The organism is Brevibacterium renqingii, from assembly GCF_017808105.1.
GTDB classification, from domain to species: Bacteria; Actinomycetota; Actinomycetes; order Actinomycetales; family Brevibacteriaceae; genus Brevibacterium; species Brevibacterium renqingii.
In genome coordinates this window covers 1-22,633 of record NZ_JADBHF010000010.1, presented here as the reverse complement: position 1 = coordinate 22,633, position 22,633 = coordinate 1, and the positions used below count along the sequence as shown (strand labels likewise).

Annotated in this window: 19 protein-coding genes and 1 tRNA gene; 14 read left to right on the top strand and 6 right to left on the bottom strand. The window is 67.4% G+C overall.

The features are described from left to right. Nucleotides 1-2: 2 nt before the first annotated feature. The 3 genes from IHE57_RS11370 to IHE57_RS11360 all read left to right on the top strand — a co-directional run bounded on the left by IHE57_RS11370 (nucleotide 3) and on the right by IHE57_RS11360 (nucleotide 2,592). Complete coding sequence (locus IHE57_RS11370) at nucleotides 3-839, top strand: sulfite exporter TauE/SafE family protein (protein WP_209324881.1); 837 nt, start codon at nucleotides 3-5, stop codon at nucleotides 837-839. Next, nucleotides 836-1,750, top strand: a complete 915-nt coding sequence (locus IHE57_RS11365) for a TrmH family RNA methyltransferase (RefSeq protein WP_209373088.1) — start codon at nucleotides 836-838, stop codon at nucleotides 1,748-1,750. Before IHE57_RS11370 ends, IHE57_RS11365 begins: the two co-directional genes overlap by 4 nt. Before the next feature lie 71 nt (nucleotides 1,751-1,821). Continuing rightward, nucleotides 1,822-2,592 carry a phosphatase gene (locus IHE57_RS11360; RefSeq protein ID WP_343071854.1) on the top strand — a complete coding sequence of 257 codons (771 nt, stop codon included), beginning with the start codon at nucleotides 1,822-1,824 and terminating at the stop codon, nucleotides 2,590-2,592. A gap of 34 nt (nucleotides 2,593-2,626) precedes the next feature. Here the strand turns inward: IHE57_RS11360 and IHE57_RS11355 are convergent, their stop codons facing one another. Further along, nucleotides 2,627-3,178 carry a YbaK/EbsC family protein gene (locus IHE57_RS11355; RefSeq protein WP_209373086.1) on the bottom strand — a complete coding sequence of 184 codons (552 nt, stop codon included), beginning with the start codon at nucleotides 3,176-3,178 and terminating at the stop codon, nucleotides 2,627-2,629. Between the two features lie 176 nt (nucleotides 3,179-3,354). On the opposite strand from IHE57_RS11355, the gene IHE57_RS11350 reads away from it, so the two are divergent. Then, nucleotides 3,355-3,609 carry a type B 50S ribosomal protein L31 gene (locus IHE57_RS11350; RefSeq protein WP_209324885.1) on the top strand — a complete coding sequence of 85 codons (255 nt, stop codon included), beginning with the start codon at nucleotides 3,355-3,357 and terminating at the stop codon, nucleotides 3,607-3,609. Between the two features lie 132 nt (nucleotides 3,610-3,741). On the opposite strand, the gene IHE57_RS11345 is transcribed toward IHE57_RS11350, so the two are convergent. From IHE57_RS11345 to IHE57_RS11335, 3 genes are all read right to left on the bottom strand, one after another. Beyond that, entirely contained in the window at nucleotides 3,742-4,566 is an 825-nt protein-coding gene (locus IHE57_RS11345; RefSeq protein WP_209373084.1) for a PfkB family carbohydrate kinase, read from the bottom strand. A gap of 43 nt (nucleotides 4,567-4,609) precedes the next feature. Next, on the bottom strand, nucleotides 4,610-5,074 hold the full coding sequence (locus IHE57_RS11340) for a tRNA (cytidine(34)-2'-O)-methyltransferase (RefSeq protein ID WP_209324887.1): 465 nt from the start codon (nucleotides 5,072-5,074) through the stop codon (nucleotides 4,610-4,612). A gap of 92 nt (nucleotides 5,075-5,166) precedes the next feature. Beyond that, entirely contained in the window at nucleotides 5,167-5,865 is a 699-nt protein-coding gene (locus IHE57_RS11335) for a class I SAM-dependent methyltransferase (protein ID WP_209373082.1), read from the bottom strand. A gap of 234 nt (nucleotides 5,866-6,099) precedes the next feature. Between IHE57_RS11335 and IHE57_RS11330 the strand changes: the two genes are divergently transcribed. The 6 genes from IHE57_RS11330 to metX all read left to right on the top strand — a co-directional run bounded on the left by IHE57_RS11330 (nucleotide 6,100) and on the right by metX (nucleotide 16,055). Further along, a complete protein-coding gene (locus IHE57_RS11330; RefSeq protein WP_209373080.1) occupies nucleotides 6,100-7,725 on the top strand; it encodes an HNH endonuclease signature motif containing protein in 1,626 nt (541 codons plus the stop codon). Nucleotides 7,726-7,764: 39 nt separating this feature from the next. Beyond that, nucleotides 7,765-8,517, top strand: coding sequence for a DnaE2-dependent mutagenesis accessory factor ImuA' (imuA', locus tag IHE57_RS11325; RefSeq protein WP_253720195.1), 753 nt, complete (start codon nucleotides 7,765-7,767; stop codon nucleotides 8,515-8,517). After that, nucleotides 8,507-10,144: a DNA polymerase Y family protein gene (locus IHE57_RS11320; protein WP_209373078.1), complete on the top strand. Its 1,638-nt coding sequence runs from the start codon at nucleotides 8,507-8,509 to the stop codon at nucleotides 10,142-10,144. The genes imuA' and IHE57_RS11320 overlap by 11 nt, the downstream gene beginning before the upstream one ends. Nucleotides 10,145-10,184: 40 nt before the next feature. Further along, nucleotides 10,185-13,553: an error-prone DNA polymerase gene (locus IHE57_RS11315; protein ID WP_209373076.1), complete on the top strand. Its 3,369-nt coding sequence runs from the start codon at nucleotides 10,185-10,187 to the stop codon at nucleotides 13,551-13,553. 143 nt (nucleotides 13,554-13,696) lie between these two features. Beyond that, nucleotides 13,697-15,019 (top strand): O-acetylhomoserine aminocarboxypropyltransferase/cysteine synthase family protein, encoded by a 1,323-nt coding sequence (locus tag IHE57_RS11310; RefSeq protein ID WP_209373074.1) that lies wholly within the window; start codon nucleotides 13,697-13,699, stop codon nucleotides 15,017-15,019. A gap of 1 nt (nucleotide 15,020) precedes the next feature. Beyond that, nucleotides 15,021-16,055 carry a homoserine O-acetyltransferase MetX gene (gene metX / locus IHE57_RS11305; protein WP_209373072.1) on the top strand — a complete coding sequence of 345 codons (1,035 nt, stop codon included), beginning with the start codon at nucleotides 15,021-15,023 and terminating at the stop codon, nucleotides 16,053-16,055. 75 nt (nucleotides 16,056-16,130) lie between these two features. Here metX and IHE57_RS11300 read toward each other — a convergent pair whose 3' ends face one another. Both IHE57_RS11300 and IHE57_RS11295 read right to left on the bottom strand, forming a co-directional pair. Then, the gene (locus IHE57_RS11300; protein WP_209373070.1) at nucleotides 16,131-18,170 is read right to left on the bottom strand and encodes an acyl-CoA dehydrogenase family protein; all 2,040 of its coding nucleotides are present in this window, start codon (nucleotides 18,168-18,170) and stop codon (nucleotides 16,131-16,133) included. Continuing rightward, on the bottom strand, nucleotides 18,167-18,778 hold the full coding sequence (locus IHE57_RS11295; RefSeq protein WP_209324895.1) for a TetR/AcrR family transcriptional regulator: 612 nt from the start codon (nucleotides 18,776-18,778) through the stop codon (nucleotides 18,167-18,169). Before IHE57_RS11295 ends, IHE57_RS11300 begins: the two co-directional genes overlap by 4 nt. A 58-nt stretch (nucleotides 18,779-18,836) precedes the next feature. On the opposite strand from IHE57_RS11295, the gene IHE57_RS11290 reads away from it, so the two are divergent. From IHE57_RS11290 to IHE57_RS11275, 4 genes are all read left to right on the top strand, one after another. Then, a complete protein-coding gene (locus IHE57_RS11290) occupies nucleotides 18,837-20,126 on the top strand; it encodes an acetyl-CoA C-acetyltransferase (RefSeq protein WP_209373068.1) in 1,290 nt (429 codons plus the stop codon). Beyond that, entirely contained in the window at nucleotides 20,123-21,475 is a 1,353-nt protein-coding gene (locus tag IHE57_RS11285; RefSeq protein WP_209373066.1) for a 3-oxoacyl-ACP reductase, read from the top strand. The genes IHE57_RS11290 and IHE57_RS11285 overlap by 4 nt, the downstream gene beginning before the upstream one ends. Continuing rightward, nucleotides 21,472-22,326, top strand: coding sequence for a MaoC family dehydratase (locus IHE57_RS11280; protein ID WP_209373064.1), 855 nt, complete (start codon nucleotides 21,472-21,474; stop codon nucleotides 22,324-22,326). The genes IHE57_RS11285 and IHE57_RS11280 overlap by 4 nt, the downstream gene beginning before the upstream one ends. An 81-nt stretch (nucleotides 22,327-22,407) precedes the next feature. Beyond that, a tRNA-Leu gene (locus tag IHE57_RS11275) sits at nucleotides 22,408-22,495 on the top strand. The last annotated feature ends 138 nt before the right edge of the window (nucleotides 22,496-22,633 follow it).

The following is a 22,633-nucleotide window of genomic DNA, read 5'->3' as shown; positions in this document are numbered from 1 at the left end:
GCATGGAGCTGTGGCAGAGTCTCAGCCTCGAACCGTGGCAGATCGCGCTGATCGTCCTCGCCGGCATCGCCGCCGGCGGCATCAACGCCGTCGTCGGATCGGGCACACTCATCACCTTCCCTGCGCTCGTGGCCTTCGGGGTCGCGCCCGTCGTGTCGACGATGAGCAACGCGGTGGGCCTCATCCCGGGCAACATCGCTTCGTCGTTCGGTTACCGTGAGGAGCTGCGCGGCCAGTGGAAGCGGATCCTCGGGTTCGTCCCGGCCTCCCTGCTGGGATCCCTGACCGGCGCGTACCTGCTGCTGCACCTGCCCGAGGACGCCTTCGAGACGATCGTGCCGGTCCTCCTCGTCGTGGCCCTGGTCATGGTCGTCGGCCAGCCCTACCTGTCGCGGTATCTCAAAGAACGTTCCCTGCGGCGAGCCCACAGGGCCGGCATCGAGCACACCACGGCCTCCGTCGGCGACCGCCTGTCGACCGGCCGGTACCTGGCCGTCCTGCTCGTCGTCTTCCTCACCGCGATCTACGGCGGCTACTTCGCTGCAGCCCAGGGCATCATCCTCATCGCCCTGCTCGGTCTTCTGCTGCCCGACGATCTGCAGCGGCTGAACGGCCTGAAGAACGTCCTCGTCCTCGTCGTCAACACGGTCTCGGCGAGCACCTACATCATCGTCGGCCACGACCGGATCAACTGGGTCGCAGTGGTCTGCATCGCGGTCGGCTCCCTCATCGGCGGCTACTTCGGAGCCCGGATCGGCCGGAGGTTCTCGCCGGTGCTGCTGCGCTCGGTCATCGTCGTCCTCGGCATCGTCGCGATCTGGAGGATCCTCACGCTGTGAACACACCGGCCAAGGCGCCGCTGACCCGGCAGCAGGTCATCGACCGGGCGGGCGAACTCGGGATCGCCGCCGAACGGCTGCGGTTCTTCGATGAGGATGCGCTGACCGGCGAAGCAGCGGCAGCCGGCCGCACGAGCGCATCCGAACTCTCCGATTACACGCAGCTGACCGACGTCGGGCTGCGCAGCGTACGCGAACCCGCCGAGGGACTGTTCATCGCCGAATCCTCGAAGATCATCCGCCGGGCCCATGCCGCCGGAATGGTGCCGCGGTCCTACCTGACCAGTCCGAAGTGGCTGTTCGACCTCGCCGACGTCATCGCCGGCAACGATGTCCCGATCCACATCGGCACGGACTCGGCGGTCGAATCGCTCACCGGCTTCCACCTGCACCGAGGAGCGCTGGCAGCCATGCACCGGCCGCAGCTTCCCGATCCCGCTTCGTTGGTGGAGACAGCCCGACGCATCGTCGTCATCGAGGACATCGTCGACCACACGAACGTGGGCGCGATCTTCCGTTCGGCAGCGGCCTTCGGCGTCGACGCCGTCCTCGTCACCCCGCGCTGCGCCGACCCGCTCTACCGACGTTCGATCAGAGTCTCCATGGGCACGGTGTTCCAGGTTCCCTGGGCTCGGATCGAATCTTGGCCGGCCGACATCCGCACGCTGCAGGAAAGCGGCTTCCACGTGGCCGCCCTGGCTCTGGACGATGACTCCGTAGCGCTGCGGGATTTCGCGGCGACCGCACCCGAACGCACCGCAGTCGTCTTCGGAACCGAGGGCGAGGGCCTGCGCAGGTCGACGATTCGAGCCTGCGATTCGACCGTGATGATTCCCATGAGCGGGGGAGTCGACTCCCTCAACGTCGCTGCCGCCTCGGCGGTGGCCTGCTTCGCGCTGCAGAAGGACTGACCTCGTCTCGGGTCCGATAGGCACCGGGAATGCGCACGACGAGACGAACCGCCGCAACAGAGAGGATTCCAGTGGACAGAAGCACCCTTGCCCGAGCCCTTGAAGCCGGACGCATCACCGGAGAGGTCGCGACCCCGCGAGAGAACAACCTCTCCCACATCCACCGCTTCCTCCACCAGGAACGGCAGTTCGACTTCGGCGTCGAGCTGACCCGCGAATGGGACTATGACGCCGTGTTCGCGCTCATGGTCGACCGCGCCGGACTGCGTCCCGACCCCGAATTCGTCGAAGGCGTCGACACGATCTCCACCGACCGGTGCATCACGGCGCTGGAGAAGCTCGCCGAGGCGGTCGGTCGGGTGAGTCGGGACGGCGGTCGGATCCTCTTCGCCACCGGCCATCCGGCAGGACTGCTTCCCGTCCACATGGCGATCGCAGCAGCCGCGAAGTCCGCAGGCGCCGTTGTCGACACCTGCGACCACCTCATCCCCGTGCCCGAGGTCGGCGGCGACGTCCGCCAGATCGACGATGTGTGGACCTGGCACCTCCACGGAGGCAGCCCGCACACGCACCTGGCCGAACCGATGCATGCCCTCCTCGACGATATCGCCGCGCGCGGCGGATCGGCCCCGGATCTCGTCGTCGCCGACCACGGGTGGGCCGGCGCGGCTGCGAGCAGAGGACTGCGCACCATCGGATATGCGGACTGCAACGACCCGGCCCTGTTCGTCGCGGAAGCACAGGGCCAGATCGAGGTCACCGTCCCCCTGGACGACGACGTGGTGCCGAACCTCTACGCACCGCTCATCGCCTTCGTCATCGACCGGGCGGGCCTGATCTGAGCGGATCGGTCGATCGCTCTCGGTGCCTCGGGACTCAGACGATCTCGTTGGCCAGACCGTCGACGACCTCCGCGCCGGGCAGGGACGCGAGTGCTGCACCGGACAGCAGCAGCTTCGAACCGCGGATCCCGGATCCGATGATGAGCTCCTTCGCCTCGGCGACGCGGGAGTCGATGAGCACCCGATAGCTGCCGGGCAGTCCGATCGGACCGATGCCGCCGTACTCCATCCCGGATTCGGCGACCGCCCGCTCGAGCGGGAGGAACGAGGCCTTGCGGACGTCGAGGAGCTTCTTGACCCGTCTGTTGACATCGGCGCGGGTGTTCGCGAGCACCATGCACGCCGCGATGCGCTCCTCACCGGCCCGGGAACCGGCCACGAGGACGCAGTTCGCCGAGGTGGCGGGACTCAGATCGGTGGCGTCGAGCAGGGCGGCGGTGTCGGCGATCTCGGGATCGATGGCGAAGACCTCGACGTCGCCGGTGATCGTCGGCAGCGCCTCGGCGGTCGCAGCGGCCAGGAGTTCCGAGGCCGCTGCCGCCGGGTGGAGAGTGAACTGGGTGGAGATGCGTTCCTTCGTGGTCATGGCCACAGTGTAGGAGATGAGCGTCGAATCGCTTTGTCCCCTCCCATCGGTTAGACTTGACTGTCGCTTCGTGTCCGGTTCCTACGGTGCGGGGCGTGTCCAGCAGACGAATTCGGGCACTGGCGGATGGGCCGACCCATACCAGGCGCCTGAGAGGATTCAGCAGAGGTAAGAAAATGAAGAAGGACATCCACCCGGAATACGGACCGATCGTGTTCAACGATCTCGCTTCCGGAACCAAGTTCCTCACCCGCTCCACCGCCAAGAGCGACAAGACGATCGAGTGGGAAGACGGCAACACCTACCCCGTGATCGACGTTGAGATCTCGAGCGCTTCGCACCCGTTCTACACCGGCAAGCAGCGCATCCTCGACTCCGCCGGCCGCGTGGAGAAGTTCAAGGACCGCTACAAGAGCTTCGGCAAGCGCTGAGTCCGCATCGGCTCCGGCCGAGAGGAAAGCGTTCCTTCGGACGCTCTCAGCACTGCGCGAACTGCCCCGCACACCATCCGGTGTGCGGGGCAGTCTGTTTCTCGGACGTCCCCGCGGGGACGTCGGAGGATCTCAGTCGACGGTGACCGAGACCTCGGACGAGGGCTGTGTGCGAGCCGCCGGGTGAAGCAGCGAGGCGACTCCGGTGGCGTTGTCGAGGCAATTGGCGATTCCGTGGGCGACCTTCTCCTTCGCAGCGATCACAGCCTCACGGATGTTCAGGCCCGTGGCGATTCCCGCCGCGATCGAGGACGCGAACGAGCATCCTGCCCCGTTGACGAGCTTGTCGTTGACCTTGCGCGAACGCAGCGTCGTGACGGTCTCACCGTCGAAGAGGATGTCGACGGCGTCCTCACCGGCCAGGCGGGCACCGCCCTTGACGACGACGTTCTCCGCGCCCTGGGCGTGGATGATCCTCGCGGCTTCGATCATGCCCTCGACGGAATCGATGGGATCGAGATCGGCCAGCGTGGCGGCCTCTTCGAGGTTCGGGGTGATGACGGTGGCCAAGGGCACGAGATTGTCGACGAAGAGGTCCTTGAGATCGACCATGGTGCCCACGCCCTTGCACACGAGCACCGGATCGAAGACATAGGGCAGCTCGTTGGTCCGCAGCTCCTCGGCGAGGACCAGCGCGGAGTCGACGGATCCGAGCATGCCGGACTTGATTGTGTCGAAGGTGTGCACGGCCAGCGTCGATTCGAGCTGACGATTGACGACTTCGGGGTCGATGAACTCGACGACGTGGGCGAAGCGATCATTCGGGTCGAAGGTGACGATGCAGGTGACGACGGCGGTGCCGAAGGCACCGTACTCCTCGAACATCTTGAGATCGGCTTCCAGCCCCGCGCCTCCCGAGACGTCGGAGCCGGCAACGGTGAGCACTTTGGCGGTCATAGCGGTCCTTTCGTAAAGCTGTCGCGAAGAAGTCTACGCGGGTTCAGGTCCCTGCGTATCCCTGCTGCCGCCAGGCCTCGTAGATGGCGATCGATGCCGAGTTCGCGAGATTGAGCGAGCGGCGGGCCGGCAGCATGGGGATGCGCACCGACATGTCGACGTGTTCGTCCTCGATGACCGAGTCGGGCAGACCGGTCGATTCCCGACCGAACAGGAGGACGTCCCCGTCGCGGTAGTCCACCTCGGCGAAGGAACCTGTCGTATGCGTGCTGAAGGCGATCACCCGACGGTCTCCGAGGTGGTCCCACAGGGCCGCCAGCGACTCGTGGACCGTGACATGGGCGAGGTCATGGTAGTCGAGTCCGGCTCTGCGCAGCTTCGCATCGGAGAGGTCGAAACCGAGCGGTTCGACGAGGTGGAGGTGAGCCCCCGTGACCGCGGCGAGCCGAATGGCGTTGCCGGTGTTGCCGGGGATCTCGGGGGTGTGGAAGACGATGTCGATGTTCATAGCCCTCTCATCTTCTCACCCCTCGCCGTGATCTCCTGTCGCCGCGGTCGTCGCCGGCGCTGGCGGCCCGGGCGACGGGGACGAGCCCACCGTCACCGGCTGGTCTTACGCACGAGGAGATAGCCCTGTCGGCTAGCCTCGGGATATCGGCCGCGGCGATCCGGCTCGCGTTCGAGTCGGGTGACCGGGAGGAGGCCGTGCGGTTCGAGGGCGGAGGCCACCTGTTCGATCGAGCGCCGGTGGAAGTCGAGGTCGATCGCGGTCCCGGCCAGATCCGAATGATGGTCCACTCGGTCGCCGAGCTGGAAGGCGAGCTGGAACCATCCGCCCGGGCGGAGGACACGTGCCGCCTCGGCGAAGACGACGGGGAGTCCGTCATCGGGGACATGGATGATCGAGTACCACGCCACAAGACCGCCGAAGGATGCGTCCGCATGGGGGAGGGCGGACATCGTTCCGAGGTCGAAGTCGAGGTTCGGGTAGAGGCCCTGGGCGAGCTCGATCATCGCGGGGGAGAGGTCGAGACCGCTCGGGGTCAGCCCGAGGGCGGCGAGGAACGAGGTGATGCGCCCGGGGCCGCAGCCGATGTCGAGGACCTCGGCCGACCCGGTGGCGAGCACGAGTTCGGAGAACGCTCCGAGCACGGCCCGATCATGAGGTTTGGCGGTGAGTTCGTCGGCGACCCAGTCCGTATACGCCTCCGCGATCGCGTCATAGGAATCGCGAGTGGGCCGCTCGCGGGCAGTGCCGATGCTGTCAGTTCTGCTGCTGTCAGTGCTCCCGTCGGTCATGACCTCACCCTACCGGTGCGCGTCGGCCCGAACCGCAGCGCTGTGGCTTCTTCGCAGCTCTCCGGCGGGCTCATCTGGAAAACGAAGAAGAATCGAATCTCAACAGATGAAGATTCCTGGAGACTGCTGTCGATCCGATTCTCGTGTCAGTGCCGAGTTCTACAGTGATGGCACGGTCAGCGGTCATGGAGTCTGCCGGACCGGAAAGGCCGAGGGGCCACGGGAGGGGAAGCCATGCAGGACGAGAAAACGGTCGAGGCGGCGGAGCCCGATGCTGTGCAGCACGGGAACATCGAGCAGCTGAGCATCGACCCGCAGGACTACGGAGGCGCTGAGGTCGAAGCCGATCTCAGCCGACTCAGCTGTGCGGAGATCGTCACCGACATCCGCCGCAACACCTCGTGCATCGCCTTCTGCCACGCTCGGGTCATCGCCCTCATCGACGAGGTGGAGCGACGGGAGCTGTGGGCGGAGTGGGTCGGGGTGAGGACCCTGCCCGAATGGGTGATGCATGTGGCCTCGGTGAGCATGCACACGGCACGCGAATACGTCAGGGTGATGATGGCGCTGCGGGCGATGCCGAAAGTGCAGAAGAGTCTGGCCGCCGGCGAGGTCAGCTTCTCCAAGGTGCGGGAAGTGACCCGGCTGGGCGAGCGGATCGGCGACGACGAGGCGCTGCGCTTGGCCACCATCGCCACGGGCAGCCAGATCAGCCGGATCTCCCGGGACTATCAACAGCTGGCTGCCGCGATCGAGCCCGGACCGCTGCCGGTCCGCCTGCCGCAGGACAGCGTCACCATGCGCCAGGTCGCGCCCGGCCGGACCCGCATCACGATCGATCTCGAGGAGGACGAGGCCGCGGAGCTCTTCACGATGCTCGATGCCGCCCGTCACCTTCTCGAACGCCGCGCGGAGGAGGAATCCGCAGAGCAGCGGACCTCCGATGCAGGGAACGGCACCGACGACCCGGATGGCGAGGAAGAAGCACCCCATGAGCCGATCTCCCAGGTGATGTGCCTGATGGAGCTCGTCCGCGCCTTCCCTCGCTCCGCACCCGCCGGTGCGATGGACGCCGACCGCGCCAGGATGCTCATCCACGCCTCCGCCGAGGTGGTCACCCGCGCAGGTGCCGCTTTGGAGGCCAGCACGACCCTGGAGGCCGGCGCCGAAGCCAGTATCGAGGCCGGCGCCGACGTCCCCGCGGGGACGCTTTCCTCCGCCGGCGTCCTCGCAGGGGCGAAGGAGAGAAGAGCGGATACGACCTGCAGGATCGAGGGGTTCGGCGGCATCACCGCCGCGACTGCGGAGCGGCTGAGCTGTGAGGCATTGATCAGCGGAGCGATCAAAGGCGGCGATGGCGACGTCCTCATGCTCGGACGCGCGAAGCGTCTGGTGAGCAGGCGCCAGAGGCTGGCCTTGAGTGTGCGCGATGTCTGCTGCCAGTTCCCCGGATGCCGAGTCCGTCGGCGATGCGACGCCCACCATATCCGGCCCTGGTCCCAGGGCGGGACGACGGATATGGACAATCTCATCCTGCTCTGCCGACGCCACCACACCGTGGTGCACAAGTACCAGCTGCGCATCGAACGCACCGGGGCCGACTTCGCCGGAGCGATGCGCGGCCCCGCGGCTTTCGCCTTCTACCTGCCCGAGGGCTCACAGCTGCTGCCGCTGGAGAGCCGTGTGAGGGGACGTGCGATGTTCGACACCGCGGTCCAGGTCGCGGAGGTCGAGGAGGCCACCGGCGATGCGGATCCGGGCACCGTCGGCGGCGGTTATGGCTTTGACCTGGGGCTCTGCATCGCTTGGATGTTCGAGGCCGAATGGCGACACGCCCGGGAGAGCAATGCGGTCGCCTGAATCTTGCCAATTTAGAACACCAGTTCGATAATGGATGTCATGTCAGCCGCACCAGTCGTCGAACAGCTCAGCCGGGAGACAGGGATCTCCACGGCCACGGCCCTGTTCGACAGGATCCCGCCCCATCCGGTGAATCCTGTGCTCTCTCCGCTGTTCCGTCGCGGTGGCCTGCCTCGGGGAGAGCTCGTCACCGTCACCGGGGAACTCTCTGTCAGCTGCGCACTGGCGACGCTCGCCGCTGCGACCCGGGAGCAGAAGTGGTGTGCCGGCATCGGGCTCGGCGAACCGGCGGTCTCCTCCATCGCCGATCTGGGTGTCGACCTCGATCATTTCGTCAACCTGGCCACCCCCGGCGAGGACTGGCTGCGCGTGGCGTCGATCCTCATCGAATCCTTCGACATCATCCTCGTCGATCCGGGGTTCTCGCCGAGTGCTTCGGAGCGTGCTCGGCTCCTGGCCAAGGTCCGCGAACGGCGGATGAGCGTCATCGGTCTTCGGCCCATGCCCGGCAGCACGGAGCAGATCGAGATCACGGACACGCGATGGTCGGGCACCGAACGCGGTCGAGGCCGTCTGCAGTCCTGCCTCGTCCGTGCCCGCTCGCAGACGGGGATCCACCGTTTCCTGCTGCCCGGCCCGACCGGAACTCCCGTCGCAGTCCCCGCGGGGACGTCGGAAGCTCCCGCAGCGGTCTCCGAGGCGGCTTCTGAGCCGACCTCTGCCGCCGGCTCCGAGGACCCGAGGTGGACGACGATCACGCATCTGCGGCAGGTGATCGATCATGTCGGGTGAGGCTCAGCGCACTCTCGTCCTCACGGTGCCCGACTGGCCGGCCGTGGCCGCAGCGGCCGAACACGAGATCGGCCCGGGCCGCCCGGTCGCGGTGCTCCACGGAGGAAAGGTCATCGCCGCCAATGCCCCCGCCCGCGCCTCCGGCGTCGCCGTCGGCAACAACAAGCGAGCCGTCGGGTTCCGCTGCCCGGAGGCCCGTGTCGTGGTCTGGGACGAAGACGTGGACAATCGGCACTTCAGCGCCGGAGTCGGAGCTCTCGAGGACCTCGTCGCTCGATTCACCCTGCTCAGCCCGGGCACGCTGGCGATTCCGCTCGACTCACTCCGACACGGCTACCCTGACGAGTCCAGCGCCGTCGAGGCCCTGGTCTCCGCGCTCGTGGACGAGACCGGGTGGGAATTCTTCCCCGGCATCGCCGACACCGTCTTCGCCGCGGTGCTGGCCTCCGGGCAGGCTCGCCGGGTCGAGCCCGGACGGACCGTGGACTTCCTGGCCGAGCAGCCGATCACGACCCTGGAATATGCCGGGGCCGGGGCGACCGCGCTGATCGAGGTCTTCCTGCAGCTGGGCCTGCGCCGCCTCGGCGACCTGGCCCGGCTGGAGGCCAAGGACGTGAACTCACGGTTCGGTGCCTTCGGTCGGCATGTGCACGAGCTGGCCTCCGGCGTGGAGGGCAGACCCCTGGCCGATCAGGTCCGCGGGGAGCCCCTCGATGCCGAACTCGACCTCGACGCACCGACGACCCGCAGCGACACCCTCGGCTTCCTCGCCCGTCAGCTCGGCGCCGAGCTGCTGACCAAGGTGCGCAGGCAGGGGATGGTCTGCACCCAGATCACGATCGAACTGGACGCAGCGGCCGGACAGTCCTCGTCCCGGACCTGGCGGATCGAGGACATGCAGGAGAACGCGATCGCGGATCGGCTGCGGTGGCAGGCCGAGGGCTGGCTGGCCGGAGCGAGCACCGGAGCGGGCACCGGCCCGACTACCGGGTCAGGGCCCCGGCGCGGGGGCACGGACCCGCAGGCTCTCGACTTCGGTGACGAGCCGGCTCCCGACGCAGAGGACTTCTCCGCGGACGGCATCATCGCGCTGCGTCTCATCGCGGCGGAGCTGACCACTCCGATCGGAGCCACGAAGAGCCTGTTCGAGGAGAACACCGGTCAGATCACCCATACCCTCGAACGCCTGCAGGGTCTGTTCGGCCCGGATGCGGTGCTCGTGCCGGGCATCCAGGGCGGGTGGGACCCGGCCGAGACGAACCTGTGGACCCCATGGCAGCAGGCGGCCGTCCCCGAACGCAGTCCCGGAGCCCCCTGGCCCGGTGCCCTGCACGCGCCCCGACCGACCATCGTCGAGCACTCGGCCGTCGATGTGCTCGCCGCGGACGGTTCGCCGGTGCAGGCGCGCCCCTCGGGTCTGGAGGCCGCACCGACGACGATCAGATTCCCCACCGGGGAGACCGCGGCCATCACCGACTACTCCGGTTCCTGGCCCATCGAATCCGGGTGGTGGGATCCCGAACGGACCGTCTACCGAACCCGGCTGCAGGTGGTGACCGATGCGGGGCGGGCCCTCCTGCTGAGCAAGGAACGCGGCCAGTGGTACCTCACCGGTCGCTACCGCTGAACCGGGTCAACGAGACACAGGCAGGAGAGAGGAGGCACCGATGGGTTTCTCGAACCCGCGCACTCCCTGGTCGAAGCTGGCCCGCAGACTCGAAGGCAAGGACACTCCGGACGCACACGGGGCGGACGCTCCCGTCGACAAGCATGCGGACGGTTCCGACGCCCCTGCGTTCTCCCGTCCCGACCGCTACCAGGTCTCGGTCGGCCCCCGCGGCCCCGACGGACGCGACCGATATGCAAAGACACTCGGCGAAGGTCCGAAGCGCGGCCCGCTGCTGCGCACCGCGAGCGTGGAATGGGCGGAGCTGCACGTGCATTCCCAGTTCAGCTTCCTCGACGGAGCCTCCGATCCCGAGGAGCTCGTGACCGCCGGCGCCGCCGCCGGGCTGACTTCCTTGGCGCTGACCGACCACAACGGTCTCTACGGTGCGGTCCGATTCGCTCACGCCGCCGCCGAGGTGGGGCTGCCCACCGTCTTCGGCGCCGAACTGTCCGTGGGGCTGAGGGAGAGGATTCCCGGACAGACCGACCCCGAGGCCACGCATCTGCTCGTCCTCGCCCGCAGCGTCGACGGCTACCACCGGCTCTCGCAGGCCATCACCGAAGCGAACCTGCGCGGTGAGAAGAACCGTCCCGTGTTCGACCTCGAGGAGCTGGCGGCGATGGACGGGGACTGGACGATCCTCACCGGCTGCCGCAAGGGTCCGCTGCGGCGAGCCCTCGGCGATGCCGACGGCGGCCTGGGCGCCCTGCGCGAACTCATGACGCTCTTCGGCCCCGACCGTCTGGCCGTCGAACTCAGCCGGGACGGGACCCCGGACGATGATGAGAGGCTGCGCCACCTCGGCGATCTGGCCGAACGGACGCATCTGCCGATCGTGGCCAGCAATGCAGTCCACTTCGCCACTCGTGCTCAGTGGAGATCTGCCCAGGTGAGAGCCTCGGTGCGGTCGCGTCTCTCGCTCGATGAACTGACCGGGTGGCTGCCGGCGACGGCGAACGCTCGGATCCACACGGGGGAGGAGATGGCCGCGCGGTTCCCTCGGCAGGCCCTCGAGAATGCGGTGCGCATCGGTCGGGAGGCCTCCTTCGTCCTGGGTACGGCCCGTCCGGACCTGCCGCGGGCCCCGATGCCCGACGACCGGGAGGCGGAGGAGTATCTGCGCGGTCTCATCGACGAGCGCGGCCGCTGTCGCTACGGGTCCAGGGCAGCCAACCCGCGGGCCTGGGCACAGCTGGACCGGGAGACGGACATGATCGCTCAGCTGGGCTTCTGCGGGTACTTCCTCATCGTCTTCGACATCACGGAGTTCTGCCGCCTCTCGAGCATCTTCTGCCAGGGCAGAGGTTCCGCGGCGAACTCCGCGGTCTGCTTCGTCCTCGGCATCACCGCCGTCGACGCGGTCAAGCACGGGCTGCTCTTCGACCGATTCCTGTCTCCGGACCGCAAGGGGTATCCGGACATCGACATCGACATCGAATCCGGTCGCCGCGAGGAGGTCATCCAATACGTCTATGACCACTTCGGTCGTGAGCGCGCCGCCCAGGTGGCCAATGTCATCACCTACCGGGCGAAGTCCGCGATCCGGGACGCCGCGTTCAGCCTCGGCTATGCCCCGGGGCAGCAGGATGCGTTCTCGAAGGCGAGCAGCCGGTGGTCGAGCCTGCCCGATGCAGAGGACTCGCCGGTCCCCGCTCCCGTGCTCAGCATCGCCGGCGACCTGCTCGGCTCTCCCCGGCATCTGGGCATCCACTCCGGCGGAATGATCCTCGCCGACCGCCCCATCGGCGAGGTGGTCCCGATCGAGAGGGCGACGATGGGCCACCGGACCGTCGTGCAGTGGGACAAGGACGACTGTGCGGCCATGGACCTCGTGAAGTTCGATCTGCTGGGTCTGGGGATGCTCACCGCGCTGCATGAGATGGTCGACCTCGTCCACCGTCACACAGGAGAGCTCATCGACCGGGCGGAGATCGACGACGAGGACCCCCGCGTCTACGAGATGCTGCAGAAGGCCGATGCCGTCGGAGTCTTCCAGGTCGAGTCCCGTGCCCAGCTGGCGACTCTGCCGCGGCTGCGGCCGGAGATCTTCTATGATCTGGCCGTTCAGGTCGCCCTCATCCGGCCCGGTCCCATCCAGGGCGGGTCCGTCCACCCCTACATCCGCAGGAGGCAGGGGATCGACGAGGTCGAATACCTCCACCCGCTGCTGAAGAAGTCCCTGTCCAAGACCTACGGGGTGCCGCTGTTCCAGGAGCAGCTGATGCAGATGGCCATCGACGTCGGCGGCTTCAGCGGAGCCGACGCCGATCAGCTGCGTCAGGCCATGGGCTCACGACGGTCGGAGAAGCGGATGGCCGAACTGGCCGAGAAGTTCCGCGTCGGAGCCGTGGAGCGCGGGGTGGCCGAGGACACCGCCGAGTCGATCTTCGCCACCATCGCGGCCTTCGCGAACTACGGGTTCCCCGAATCGCACGCCATCAGCTTCGCCAATCTCGTCTATCAGTCCGCCTGGTTCAAATACCACCACCATGCGGCCTTCACCGCCGGTCTGCTGCGCAGCCAGCCGATGGGCTTCTACTCCCCGCAGTCGCTCATCGCCGATGCCCGCCGGCACGGGGTGCCGATCCTGCCGGTCGACATCCGCCGTTCGCAGGCTGCGACCGATCTCGAATGGCTCGGCTCCGACCAGCCCGGCGCCTCGACGCCGCAGCTGGGGATCCGCTTGGGCCTGGATTCGGTCGCACACGTCGGTTCCTTCGCCGAGGTGATCGTCCGTGAACGCGAGACCGCCCCCTTCGCCTCGGTGGCGGATCTGGCGGAGCGGACCGGCATCGGCAGACAGGCTCTGGAGAGCCTGGCCACGGCCGGAGCGCTGGCCGGATTCGACCTCGACCGCCGGCAGGCTCTGTGGCTGGCCGGGGGAGTCGCCGGAGCCCACCCCGGCCTGCTGCCGGGGACGGCGACGGTGGATTCGGCGCCGAGCCTGCCGGCCATGGATGCCTTCGACACGACCCTGGCCGAGCTGTTCTCCACGGGGATCACCGTCGACGGCTACCCGACGGAGATGCTGCGCGAACAGCTGATCGCACGAGGCTGCTCCTCGACCGCGGATGCGGCGAAGGCCGCGGACGGGACCCGGATGACCGTGGCCGCGATCGTCACCCACAGGCAGCGACCGGCCACGGCCTCGGGAATCACCTTCATCAACCTCGAGGACGAATTCGGGATGCTCAACGTCGTGGCCACCGCCGGGCTGATGAAACGCTTCCGCACGGTCGCGACTTCCCGCAACGTCCTCGCCGTCACCGGTCTGATCCAGCGTGGGGGAGAGGTCGTCAGCCTCTATGCGCACAAGCTCATCCCGCTCGAGGTGCAGCTGCCGACGAAGGCCAGGAACTTCCGCTGACGGATCCGGTTGTGACGAAAGATGACAGACGATGACATCAACATGACACACAGGCGGGCTCGCGGGGAGGAAGTCGATGACAGTGGACACAGCACACCCACTGCAACCGCCGGCGCCCCCGTCGCACTCACAGAGGAGCTATCATGAGCCAGTCATTCGACACCCGCCAGATCCATGCGGGGCAGACCCCCGATCCGGCCACCGGTTCGCGAGCGCTGCCGATCCATCAGACCACCTCGTTCGTCTTCGACAGCAATGAGACCGCGGCCAACCGCTTCGCCCTGTCCGAGCTCGGTCCGATCTACACGCGCATCACGAATCCGACGACCGAGGTCGTGGAGAACCGCATCGCCGATCTCGAGGGCGGCGTGCACGCAGTCCTCACCGCTTCGGGACAGTCCGCGGCCTTCCTGGCGATCACCAACATCGCCGGTGCCGGCGATCACATCGTGGCCAGCTCCAGCCTCTACGGCGGCACTCAGAACCTGTTCAACGTGACCCTGCGCAAGCTCGGCATCGAGACCACCTTCGTCGACGTCTCGGATCTCGACGAATGGAAGAGCGCCGTTCAGGACAATACGAAGCTCTTCTTCGCCGAGGTCGTCTCGAACCCCCGCTCCGATGTCCTCGACATCGCCGCGGTCGCCGATATCGCCCACGCCGCCGGCGTCCCCCTGTTCACCGACAACACTCTGGCCACCCCGTACCTCGTGCGGCCCATCGAGCACGGCGCCGATGTCGTCGTCCACTCGGCCACGAAGTACCTCGGAGGCCACGGCACCTCGATCGCCGGAATTCTCGTCGACAGCGGAAACTTCGACTACGGTGCCCAGCCCGAGAAGTACCCCGGCTTCAACGAACCCGATGAGTCCTACAACGGCCTCGTCTACGCCCGGGACCTCGGCGCCGACGGTCCCTTCGGAGCGAATGTGTCCTTCGGCCTCAAGGCCCGCGTTCAGGGTCTGCGCGATCTCGGCCCCGCGGCCAGCCCATTCAATGCCTTCCTCATCGCCCAGGGGCTGGAGACGCTGAGCCTGCGCATCGCCCGCCATGTCGAGAACGCAGAGAAGGTCGCCGCCTACCTGGACGACCATTCTCAGGTCACCCGCGTAGCCTATGCGGGACTGGCCTCGAGCCCGTGGAACGAGGTGGCGAAGAAGTATCTGCCCAATGGTGTCGGCTCCGTCCTGGCCTTCGACATCGCCGGCGGCTACGACGCGGCCGTGGCCTTCGTCGACTCCCTCGAGTTGCATTCGCACGTCGCCAATATCGGCGATGTCCGCTCACTTGTCATCCACCCGGCCTCGACCACCCACTCGCAGCTGGACGAGCAGGCGCAGGAAGACGCCGGCGTCAACCCCGCCCTGGTGCGTCTGTCCGTGGGGCTCGAAGGCATCGACGACATCATCGGCGACCTCGACAAGGGCTTCGCGGCGGCAGCGGCGAAGGCGTCGACCGCGGCCTGAGATGACCACCCAGAGCACCTCCGTCGAGCGGATTCTGGGCTTCGGCACAGACTCCGGGCATACGTTCGGCACCGTTGAGATCGCCTATGAGACCTTCGGCACGCTCAACGCGGATCGCTCCAACGCGATCCTCATCGAACATGCCCTGACCGGCGACACCGAGGTCACCGAATGGTGGTCGGGTGTCGTCGGGCCCGGCGAAGCCGTGGACACGGACGAGTACTACGTGGTGTGCGCGAATTCGCTCGGCGGCTGCTCGGGCACGACCGGTCCGCAGTCGATCTACGACGACGGACTCGCCTACGGCTCCCGCTTCCCGGCCGTGTCGATCAGGGATATGGCCAGGCTCGAGCACAATCTTGCGCAGATCCTCGGCATCGACTCCTGGGCGGCGGTGATCGGCGGCTCGATGGGCGGGGCCAGGGCGTTGGAGTTCGCCCTGTTGGACAGCCGGAAGGTGCGCAAGTGCGCGATCCTGGCCGCACCGGCCTTCTGCGAGGCCGACCAGATCGCCTGGGCGATGATGCAGGAGCGCGCGATCGAACTCGACGCCGACTACTATTCGGGCGACTATTCGGCCGTGGGTCGATTCCCGTCCCAAGGGCTCGGTCTGGCCCGCCAGATCGCACACCTGACCTACCGCAACGACGCCGAACTCAATGAGCGCTTCTCCCGTCGCCTGCGCGCCGAGGACTACTACGAGGTGACCTCGTACCTCGACCATCAGGCGAAGAAGCTGACCGCCCGGTTCGATCCGCACAGCTACATCGTGCTCACCCGGGCGCTGCGCGACCACGATGTGCGCCGCGGTCGTTCCACCGACCTGCGCACGGCGCTGGCGGATGCCTGCACGGACAATCTCGTCGTCTCCGTGTCCTCGGACCGGCTGTTCCCACCGCAGCAGGTGGGCATCCTCGCCGAGGCCCTGCCCGGCAAGGTCAGCCACGAGGTCATCGAATCAGCCGTCGGCCACGACGGATTCCTCACCGAGACCGAGAAGGTCTCCGCGGCACTGCGGGACTTCCTCGCCGCATGAGGAGGCCCGCCACACGCGCAGAGCCCCCACAGCCGAGTGGCTGTGGGGGCTCTGCGCGTGTCCTGCTGTGGGTTCCTACTTCGATCCGGCCTTCGCCGCCTGCTTCTCGGCCTTGCGCAGCTGCTTCTCGTCGACGGGGAAGTTCTGCTTGGCCCGGGCTCGGCGGTAGTAGTCGGCCGCCTCGTTCTGACGCTGCGCCTCGATGCCGGTGGCGATCGTGGCCCGACGGTGCTCATCCCCGTAGCCGAAGGCCTCGACGAGGTCGAGAGCGTTCGCGGCGAGTTTCGCGCACAGGCGGTTGAGGGTCTCGTTGATCTGCCGCGCCCGCGACATCGGCAGGCGACCGTACATGAGATGCCAGGCCATGTGCTTCTCGATGAGACCGAGGCCGTAGGTGTCGCGCAGGCGGCGGAAGACCTTCGCCTGGTCGGCGTCGGTCTGCTCCCGCATCTTCTCGTCGAGGGCCTTCCACTTCTCCAGCTCCACATAGGCACGCGCCATCTCGATGAGTTCGTGCTGGTGGGTGTTGAACAGATCCGCAGCCTTGTCCGCGGGCATCTTCGTCGCCGGGCGCAGCGCCTGGGCGACGCCCGAGACCATGACGTCGAGGCGGGTCTCGAGCAGCGTGCGCTGCAGGCGACCCGAACGGATCCGCTTCTCACCGAGGTTCGGGGTGAAGGCGTCCGAGATCGCCCGACCGGCATTGGCCAGGCCGGTCCGGTAGAGCGTGTGCTCGGCGGCCTGCGTGCCGATGAAACGCGCGGCACCGCCGACGTCGAGGTGAGCGAACTCCTTCGCATAGTCACCGAGGAGGCGCTTGGCCACGAGCTGCAGAAGCACCGTGTTGTCGCCCTCGAAGGTGACATAGACGTCGAGGTCGGCACGCAGGCCGACCAGCCGGTTCTCGGCCATGAATCCGGCACCGCCGCAGGCCTCGCGGCATTCCTGGATCACGTCGAGGGCCATCCATGTCGAATCGGCCTTGAATGCCGCGGCCCGGGTCTCGAGCAGGGCGCGGTTCTCCTCGGAGTCATCAGCTGCGGAGAAGACCTCCTCGAACGAGGTCAGCAGCTTCTCGTGGGCGAATGCCGAGGCGTAGACGGCGGCCAGGGCCGGCATGAGACGGCGCTGATGCTGTCCGTAGTCGAGCAGCGTGGTCTCGGCGAAGTCGTCACCGGCGGTGAACTGCTTGCGCTCGAGGCCGTAGCGCACGGCGATGTCGAGCGCGATCTTCGAGGCGACCACGGAGGCGCCGTCGAGGGACACGCGTCCCTGCACGAGGGTGCCGAGCATGGTGAAGAAACGGCGTCCGGGCGACTCGATGGGGGAGGAGTAGGTGCCGTCGGCGGACACGTCGCCGTAGCGGTTGAGCAGATTGCTCCGGGGGACACGCACAGAGTCGAAGGCGATGCGGCCGTTGTCGACGCCCTTGAGACCGCCCTTGTATCCGTCGTCCTCGATCGTGATCCCCGGCTGCGGGTCGCCGGCCTCGTCGCGGACCGGAACGAAGAACGCATGCACCCCGTGGTTGACCCCGGCGGTGATGAGCTGAGCGAAGACCACCGCGGCGCGGGCGTCCCGGGCGGCATTGCCGATGTACTCCTTCGTCGCAGCTCGGAAGGGTGTGTCGATGACGAATTCCTCGGCCGCAGGATCAAAGGTGGCTGTCGTGGCCACCGAGGCGACATCCGAACCGTGCCCGATCTCGGTCATGGCGAAGGAGCCCAGGAGGCGCCCCTCCTGGGCGTCGAGCAGCCACTTCTCGTGCTGCTCGGCATCGCCGAGGTGGAGGATCGCGCCGCCGAAGAGTCCGAACTGCACGCCGGCCTTGATCTGCAGGCTGGGATTGGCCGTCACGGTCTCCTCGAACCCGGCGACGTTCGTCGCATGTTCGTTCCGCCCGCCCATCTCCGGGGGCAGTCCCGTCAGCGGCAGACGGGTCTCGGCCATCATGCCCACACCGGTGAGGGTCTTCGCCCGCGCGGTCTCGAGGTCATCGGCCGGATCGTCATGGGTCGTCGGGTCCAGGGCCAGGCTCCGACCTTGGCGGCGGGCTTCGGCCCACCGTCCGTCGAGAACGTCGTTGATGGCCTGTGGGTTCAGAGACAGCTTCATTCTTCTTCTCCTCGTTGTGCGGGCAGGGATGCCCAGAGCCAGTGGCTGATGGTGGTGGCGAACTCTTCGGGACGGTCGGGCCGGGACAGCCAGGTCTCGGTGGCTGCGCGGACGAATCCGATGGCACCGGCCGACCACAGCTGGGCCCGTTCGCCGCTGAGGTCGAGGCGTTCGGCCAGCAGTCCGGCGATCGAATTGAAGAAGCCGCCGGTCTCCTCGGGGGCGAAGCGGTTGACCGCCGTGTCGCAGAAGCGGTAGACGTTCGGGGACTCCCCGGCGAGCCTGACGAAGGCGCGGATCATCGCCGCCAGGGACTCCCGGGAGTCGGCGGACGGATCCGTGCCCGCCGATGCGGCCGCGGCATCGTCGAGGGAACGGACGATGACACCCATCGCCCATTCGCCCATGGCCGCCTGCAGTCCGGCCCGGTCCGTGAAGTACCGGTAGAGCACGGACTTCGTCGTGCCCGAGTGCTCGGAGATCTGGTCCATCGACAGTTCGTCGCCGTATTCGTCGACGACGGATCGGACCGCACGCAGCAGTTCGCGACGACGCTCATCGCGGTGCTTCTGCCACCTCGTCGAGCGCCCGTCTGTGATCGATTTCATGGAACAGACGGTATCAGGTACTGTCGGTATCAGCTAAATCCAACACTCGGAGGTGCACATGTCCACTCCCCAGCAACGCGCCGTCATACTCGGCGGCAACCGCATACCCTTCGCACGCTCGAACAAGCAGTACGCGAAGGCCACGAACCTCGATATGCTCACCTCGGCGATCGACGGGCTCGTGGCCCGCTTCGGTCTGGCCGGAGAGAACATCGGCGAGGTCGCAGGAGGCGCGGTCCTCAAGCATTCGAAGGACTTCAATCTCACCCGCGAGGCCGTGCTCGGCTCCGCCCTGGCCCCGACGACGCCGGCCTTCGACCTCGGTCAGGCCTGCGCCACGGGACTCGAAGCCGTGGTCAGCCTCAACAACAAGATCAACGCCGGCCAGATCGAATCCGGCATCGCCTCCGGCGTCGACTCGGCCTCCGATGCGCCGATCGTCATCAACGACTCGATGCGCGAGATCCTGCTCGAGCTCACTCGGGCCAAGACCGTGGTGGCCAGAGCGAAGATCGCCGCTCAGATCCGGCCCGCCTACCTCGCCCCGCAGGCGCCCTCGACGGGGGAGCCCCGCACGGGTCTGAGCATGGGGGAGCACCAGGCGATCACCACCGCCGAGTGGAACATCAGCCGGCAGGCCCAGGACGAACTCGCCCTGGCCTCCCACCGGAACCTCGCCGCGGCCTGGGATTCCGGCTTCTTCGACGACCTCACCACCGCCTACCTCGGCGTCAGCCGGGACACGAACCTGCGTGCGGATTCGACCATGGAGTCTCTGGCCAAACTCAGCCCCGTCTTCGGCAGGAAGCTCGAGACCGAGGCGACCATGACCGCCGGCAATTCGACCCCGCTGACGGACGGCGCCTCGTCGGTGCTGCTCGGCAGCGAGGACTGGGCGGCCGAACACGGCTACACCCCCTTGGCCCGCCTCGTCGACGCCGAAGCCGCGGCCGTGGACTTCGTCGACGGAGCCGAGGGCCTGCTCATGGCTCCCGCCTACGCCGTGCCGCGGCTGCTGGCACGCAACGGCCTGACCTTCGCCGACTTCGACGTGTTCGAGATCCACGAGGCCTTCGCCTCCACCGTGCTGTCGCATATGGCTGCCTGGGAATCCGAGGAGTTCTGCAGGGAGAAGGCCGGACTCGACCACGCTCTGGGCACCATCGACCGCGACAAGCTCAACCCGCTGGGCTCGAGCCTCGCCGCAGGTCACCCCTTCGCCGCCACCGGCGGGCGCATCATCGCGACCACGGCGAAACACCTGAAGACCACTGGTAAGAAGAGGTCGCTGGTCTCGATCTGCGCCGCAGGCGGCCAGGGACTCACCGCGATCGTGGAGGCAGCATGAAAGACACCTATCTCTCCCTCGTCAACGGACCGCTGAAGCAGGTGGCGAAGACCCTCGGACTGCCGCAGCCGGTCGAACTCAACCGCTTCGGCTCCACCCCGGAGGACTACCTCAACAAGCCGGTCCTCGTGCTCGGCACCGGGGCCGGCGCCCAGGGGCTGGCCGACCTGCTCCTCGAAAACGGCCTCGAGGTGCGACGGAACGCGCAGACAGGCGAGAAGCTGCGGGCGATCATCGCCGTCCTCGACGAAGCGCAGTCACCGACCGAGCTCTCACCCATCGTCCTCGAAGTCGGTGCGGCCCTGCGATCGCTGGCCGCCTGCGGACGCGTGGTCACGATCTCCGCTGCGCCGGACGCGGGCAGCCAGAGCCCGGAACAGGCCGCCGCCACCCGGGGCATCACCGGCTTCACCCGGTCCCTGGCTCACGAGATGCGCGCCGGCGGCACGGCCAACGGCATCCTGCTCGACGGCGTCGACCTCACCGCCCCGTCGGTCGCCTCGGCCCTGTGGTTCCTGCTCTCGGGCAAATCCGCCTACGTGTCCGGGCAGTTCCTCACCGTGTCCTCGGACGCGGGCGAGCGACTGAGCCTGGACGCGTTCATGTCCACCGGCGGCGAGGGCCCGCTGGCCGGGCGCAGCGCAGTGGTCACCGGCGCGGCCCGGGGCATCGGTGCGGCGATCGCCCGCAACCTCGCCCGCGACGGAGCACACGTCATCGGTGTCGATATGCCCCAGGCCGGTCAGGCTCTGGCTTCGGTGATGAACGAGATCGGCGGAAAGTCCGTCCAGCTCGACATCACCGCCGCCGATTCGGCGGAGAAGATCGCCGAGGCGGTCGGGGCCCCCGTGGACATCCTCGTCCACAATGCCGGCATCACCCGCGACAAGATGCTCGCGAACATGGATGCCGCGAGGTGGGAATCGGTGATCGCGGTGAACATCGCCGCTCAGACGACGATCAACACACACCTGGCCGAGGCGGGTCTCTTCGCCGACGGCGCCCAAGTGGTGTCGCTGGCCTCGACGTCGGGAATCGCCGGCAACCGGGGGCAGACGAACTACGCGACCTCGAAGGCCGGCGTCATCGGGCTCACGGCCGCCTCGGCGGAATCGTTCTCCACACGCGGCGGGTCGATCAACGCCGTCGCACCCGGCTTCATCGAAACGGACATGACTGCGAAGATGCCCGCGCTGACCCGGCAGGTCGCCCGGCGGCTGTCGAGCCTGCAGCAGGGCGGTCACCCGGTCGACGTCGCCGAGGCCATCGGCTTCCTCGCATCAAGCGGTGCTCGCGGCATCAACGGCGAGACCCTGCGCGTGTGCGGGCAGAACATGGTGGGTGCATGATGGCGGATTCGATGCTTCCGATCTATGCCCGCGCACTGCTCAAGACCCTGCCTGTCGGGCCGCGGACGAGCCCGGACCTGCCGGATCGATCCATCGACCGCAGTGTCCCGCTCGAACCGGTCGCCTACGCCGGATTCGCCCATGTCGTGGGACAGACCCTGGACGACATCGTCCATCCCGGGTACCTGCACATCCTCGGCTTCCCGCTGAGCATGCAGCTGCTGGCCGACCCCGAGGTGCCGCTGCCGATGATGGGCATGGTCCACATCCACAATCGCGTCGACATGCTCGGTCCCGCCCGCCTCGGCGAGGTCGTGGACTTCCATCTCGAGCTCGCCGGCCCCTTCGAGCACACGAAGGGCACGACGGTCGAGATCCGCGTCGAGGCGAGGGTCGAGGGCAGACCGGTGATGAACGAGGTCTCCACCTATCTGGCCAAGGGCAGGAAGCTGCCGGGGGCCGAGGCGAAGGCGCAGACTCCCCACGCGGAGTTCGCCGCGCCCCGTCCGAGCGCACTGTGGCGACTGGATCCGATCATCGGACAGCGCTATGCGCGGGTCTCCGGCGACTACAACCCGATCCACCACAACGGCCTGGCCGCCAAGGGCTTCGGGTTCCCGCGGCAGATCGCGCACGGAATGTACAGTGCCTCCCGGGCGCTGTCGGCGATGGATCCCCGTCTGGAGACCTATCGCTGGGACGTGTCGTTCGCCAAACCGATCCTGCTGCCCGCGACGGTCGGCTACGCGCTGACCGAAGGGCGGCGTCACGAGGCCGCGCGATCGGCCGTCTTCGACCTCCGAACAGGCAAGCCGCACGTGCTCTCGCAGGTGGCACACCTCGGAGAATGATCCGATAAGTGGAGTGCGTCACAAATGCCGATTTCGATTTTGCGACACCGAAGCTCGCATGTAGAGTTATCTCTGTTGCCAGCGCGAGTGGCGGAATTGGTAGACGCGCTAGCTTGAGGTGCTAGTGCCCAACTTATCGGGCGTGGGGGTTCAAGTCCCCCTTCGCGCACAACGAGGAGATGGCCTCCGGATTCGATCCGGAGGCCATTTTCGTGTCCCACGGGGAAACGGGGGTTATAGGCCAAAATGTGTGTACAGGATAGCCTGCTTGCCCAGTAGCCAGTAGGGCAAGACCGGGTTGAACATG

Coding starts and splice junctions, on each gene's coding strand:
- IHE57_RS11370 (WP_209324881.1), top strand. CDS start 3: ATGGAGCTGTGGCAGAGTCTCAGCCTCGAACCGTGGCAGATCGCGCTG.
- IHE57_RS11355 (WP_209373086.1), bottom strand. CDS start 3,178: ATGACCACGAAGGAACGCATCTCCACCCAGTTCACTCTCCACCCGGCG.
- IHE57_RS11350 (WP_209324885.1), top strand. CDS start 3,355: ATGAAGAAGGACATCCACCCGGAATACGGACCGATCGTGTTCAACGAT.
- IHE57_RS11345 (WP_209373084.1), bottom strand. CDS start 4,566: ATGACCGCCAAAGTGCTCACCGTTGCCGGCTCCGACGTCTCGGGAGGC.
- IHE57_RS11340 (WP_209324887.1), bottom strand. CDS start 5,074: ATGAACATCGACATCGTCTTCCACACCCCCGAGATCCCCGGCAACACC.
- IHE57_RS11335 (WP_209373082.1), bottom strand. CDS start 5,865: ATGACCGACGGGAGCACTGACAGCAGCAGAACTGACAGCATCGGCACT.
- IHE57_RS11330 (WP_209373080.1), top strand. CDS start 6,100: ATGCAGGACGAGAAAACGGTCGAGGCGGCGGAGCCCGATGCTGTGCAG.
- imuA' (WP_253720195.1), top strand. CDS start 7,765: ATGTCAGCCGCACCAGTCGTCGAACAGCTCAGCCGGGAGACAGGGATC.
- IHE57_RS11320 (WP_209373078.1), top strand. CDS start 8,507: ATGTCGGGTGAGGCTCAGCGCACTCTCGTCCTCACGGTGCCCGACTGG.
- IHE57_RS11315 (WP_209373076.1), top strand. CDS start 10,185: ATGGGTTTCTCGAACCCGCGCACTCCCTGGTCGAAGCTGGCCCGCAGA.
- IHE57_RS11310 (WP_209373074.1), top strand. CDS start 13,697: ATGAGCCAGTCATTCGACACCCGCCAGATCCATGCGGGGCAGACCCCC.
- metX (WP_209373072.1), top strand. CDS start 15,021: ATGACCACCCAGAGCACCTCCGTCGAGCGGATTCTGGGCTTCGGCACA.
- IHE57_RS11300 (WP_209373070.1), bottom strand. CDS start 18,170: ATGAAGCTGTCTCTGAACCCACAGGCCATCAACGACGTTCTCGACGGA.
- IHE57_RS11295 (WP_209324895.1), bottom strand. CDS start 18,778: ATGAAATCGATCACAGACGGGCGCTCGACGAGGTGGCAGAAGCACCGC.
- IHE57_RS11290 (WP_209373068.1), top strand. CDS start 18,837: ATGTCCACTCCCCAGCAACGCGCCGTCATACTCGGCGGCAACCGCATA.
- IHE57_RS11285 (WP_209373066.1), top strand. CDS start 20,123: ATGAAAGACACCTATCTCTCCCTCGTCAACGGACCGCTGAAGCAGGTG.
- IHE57_RS11280 (WP_209373064.1), top strand. CDS start 21,472: ATGATGGCGGATTCGATGCTTCCGATCTATGCCCGCGCACTGCTCAAG.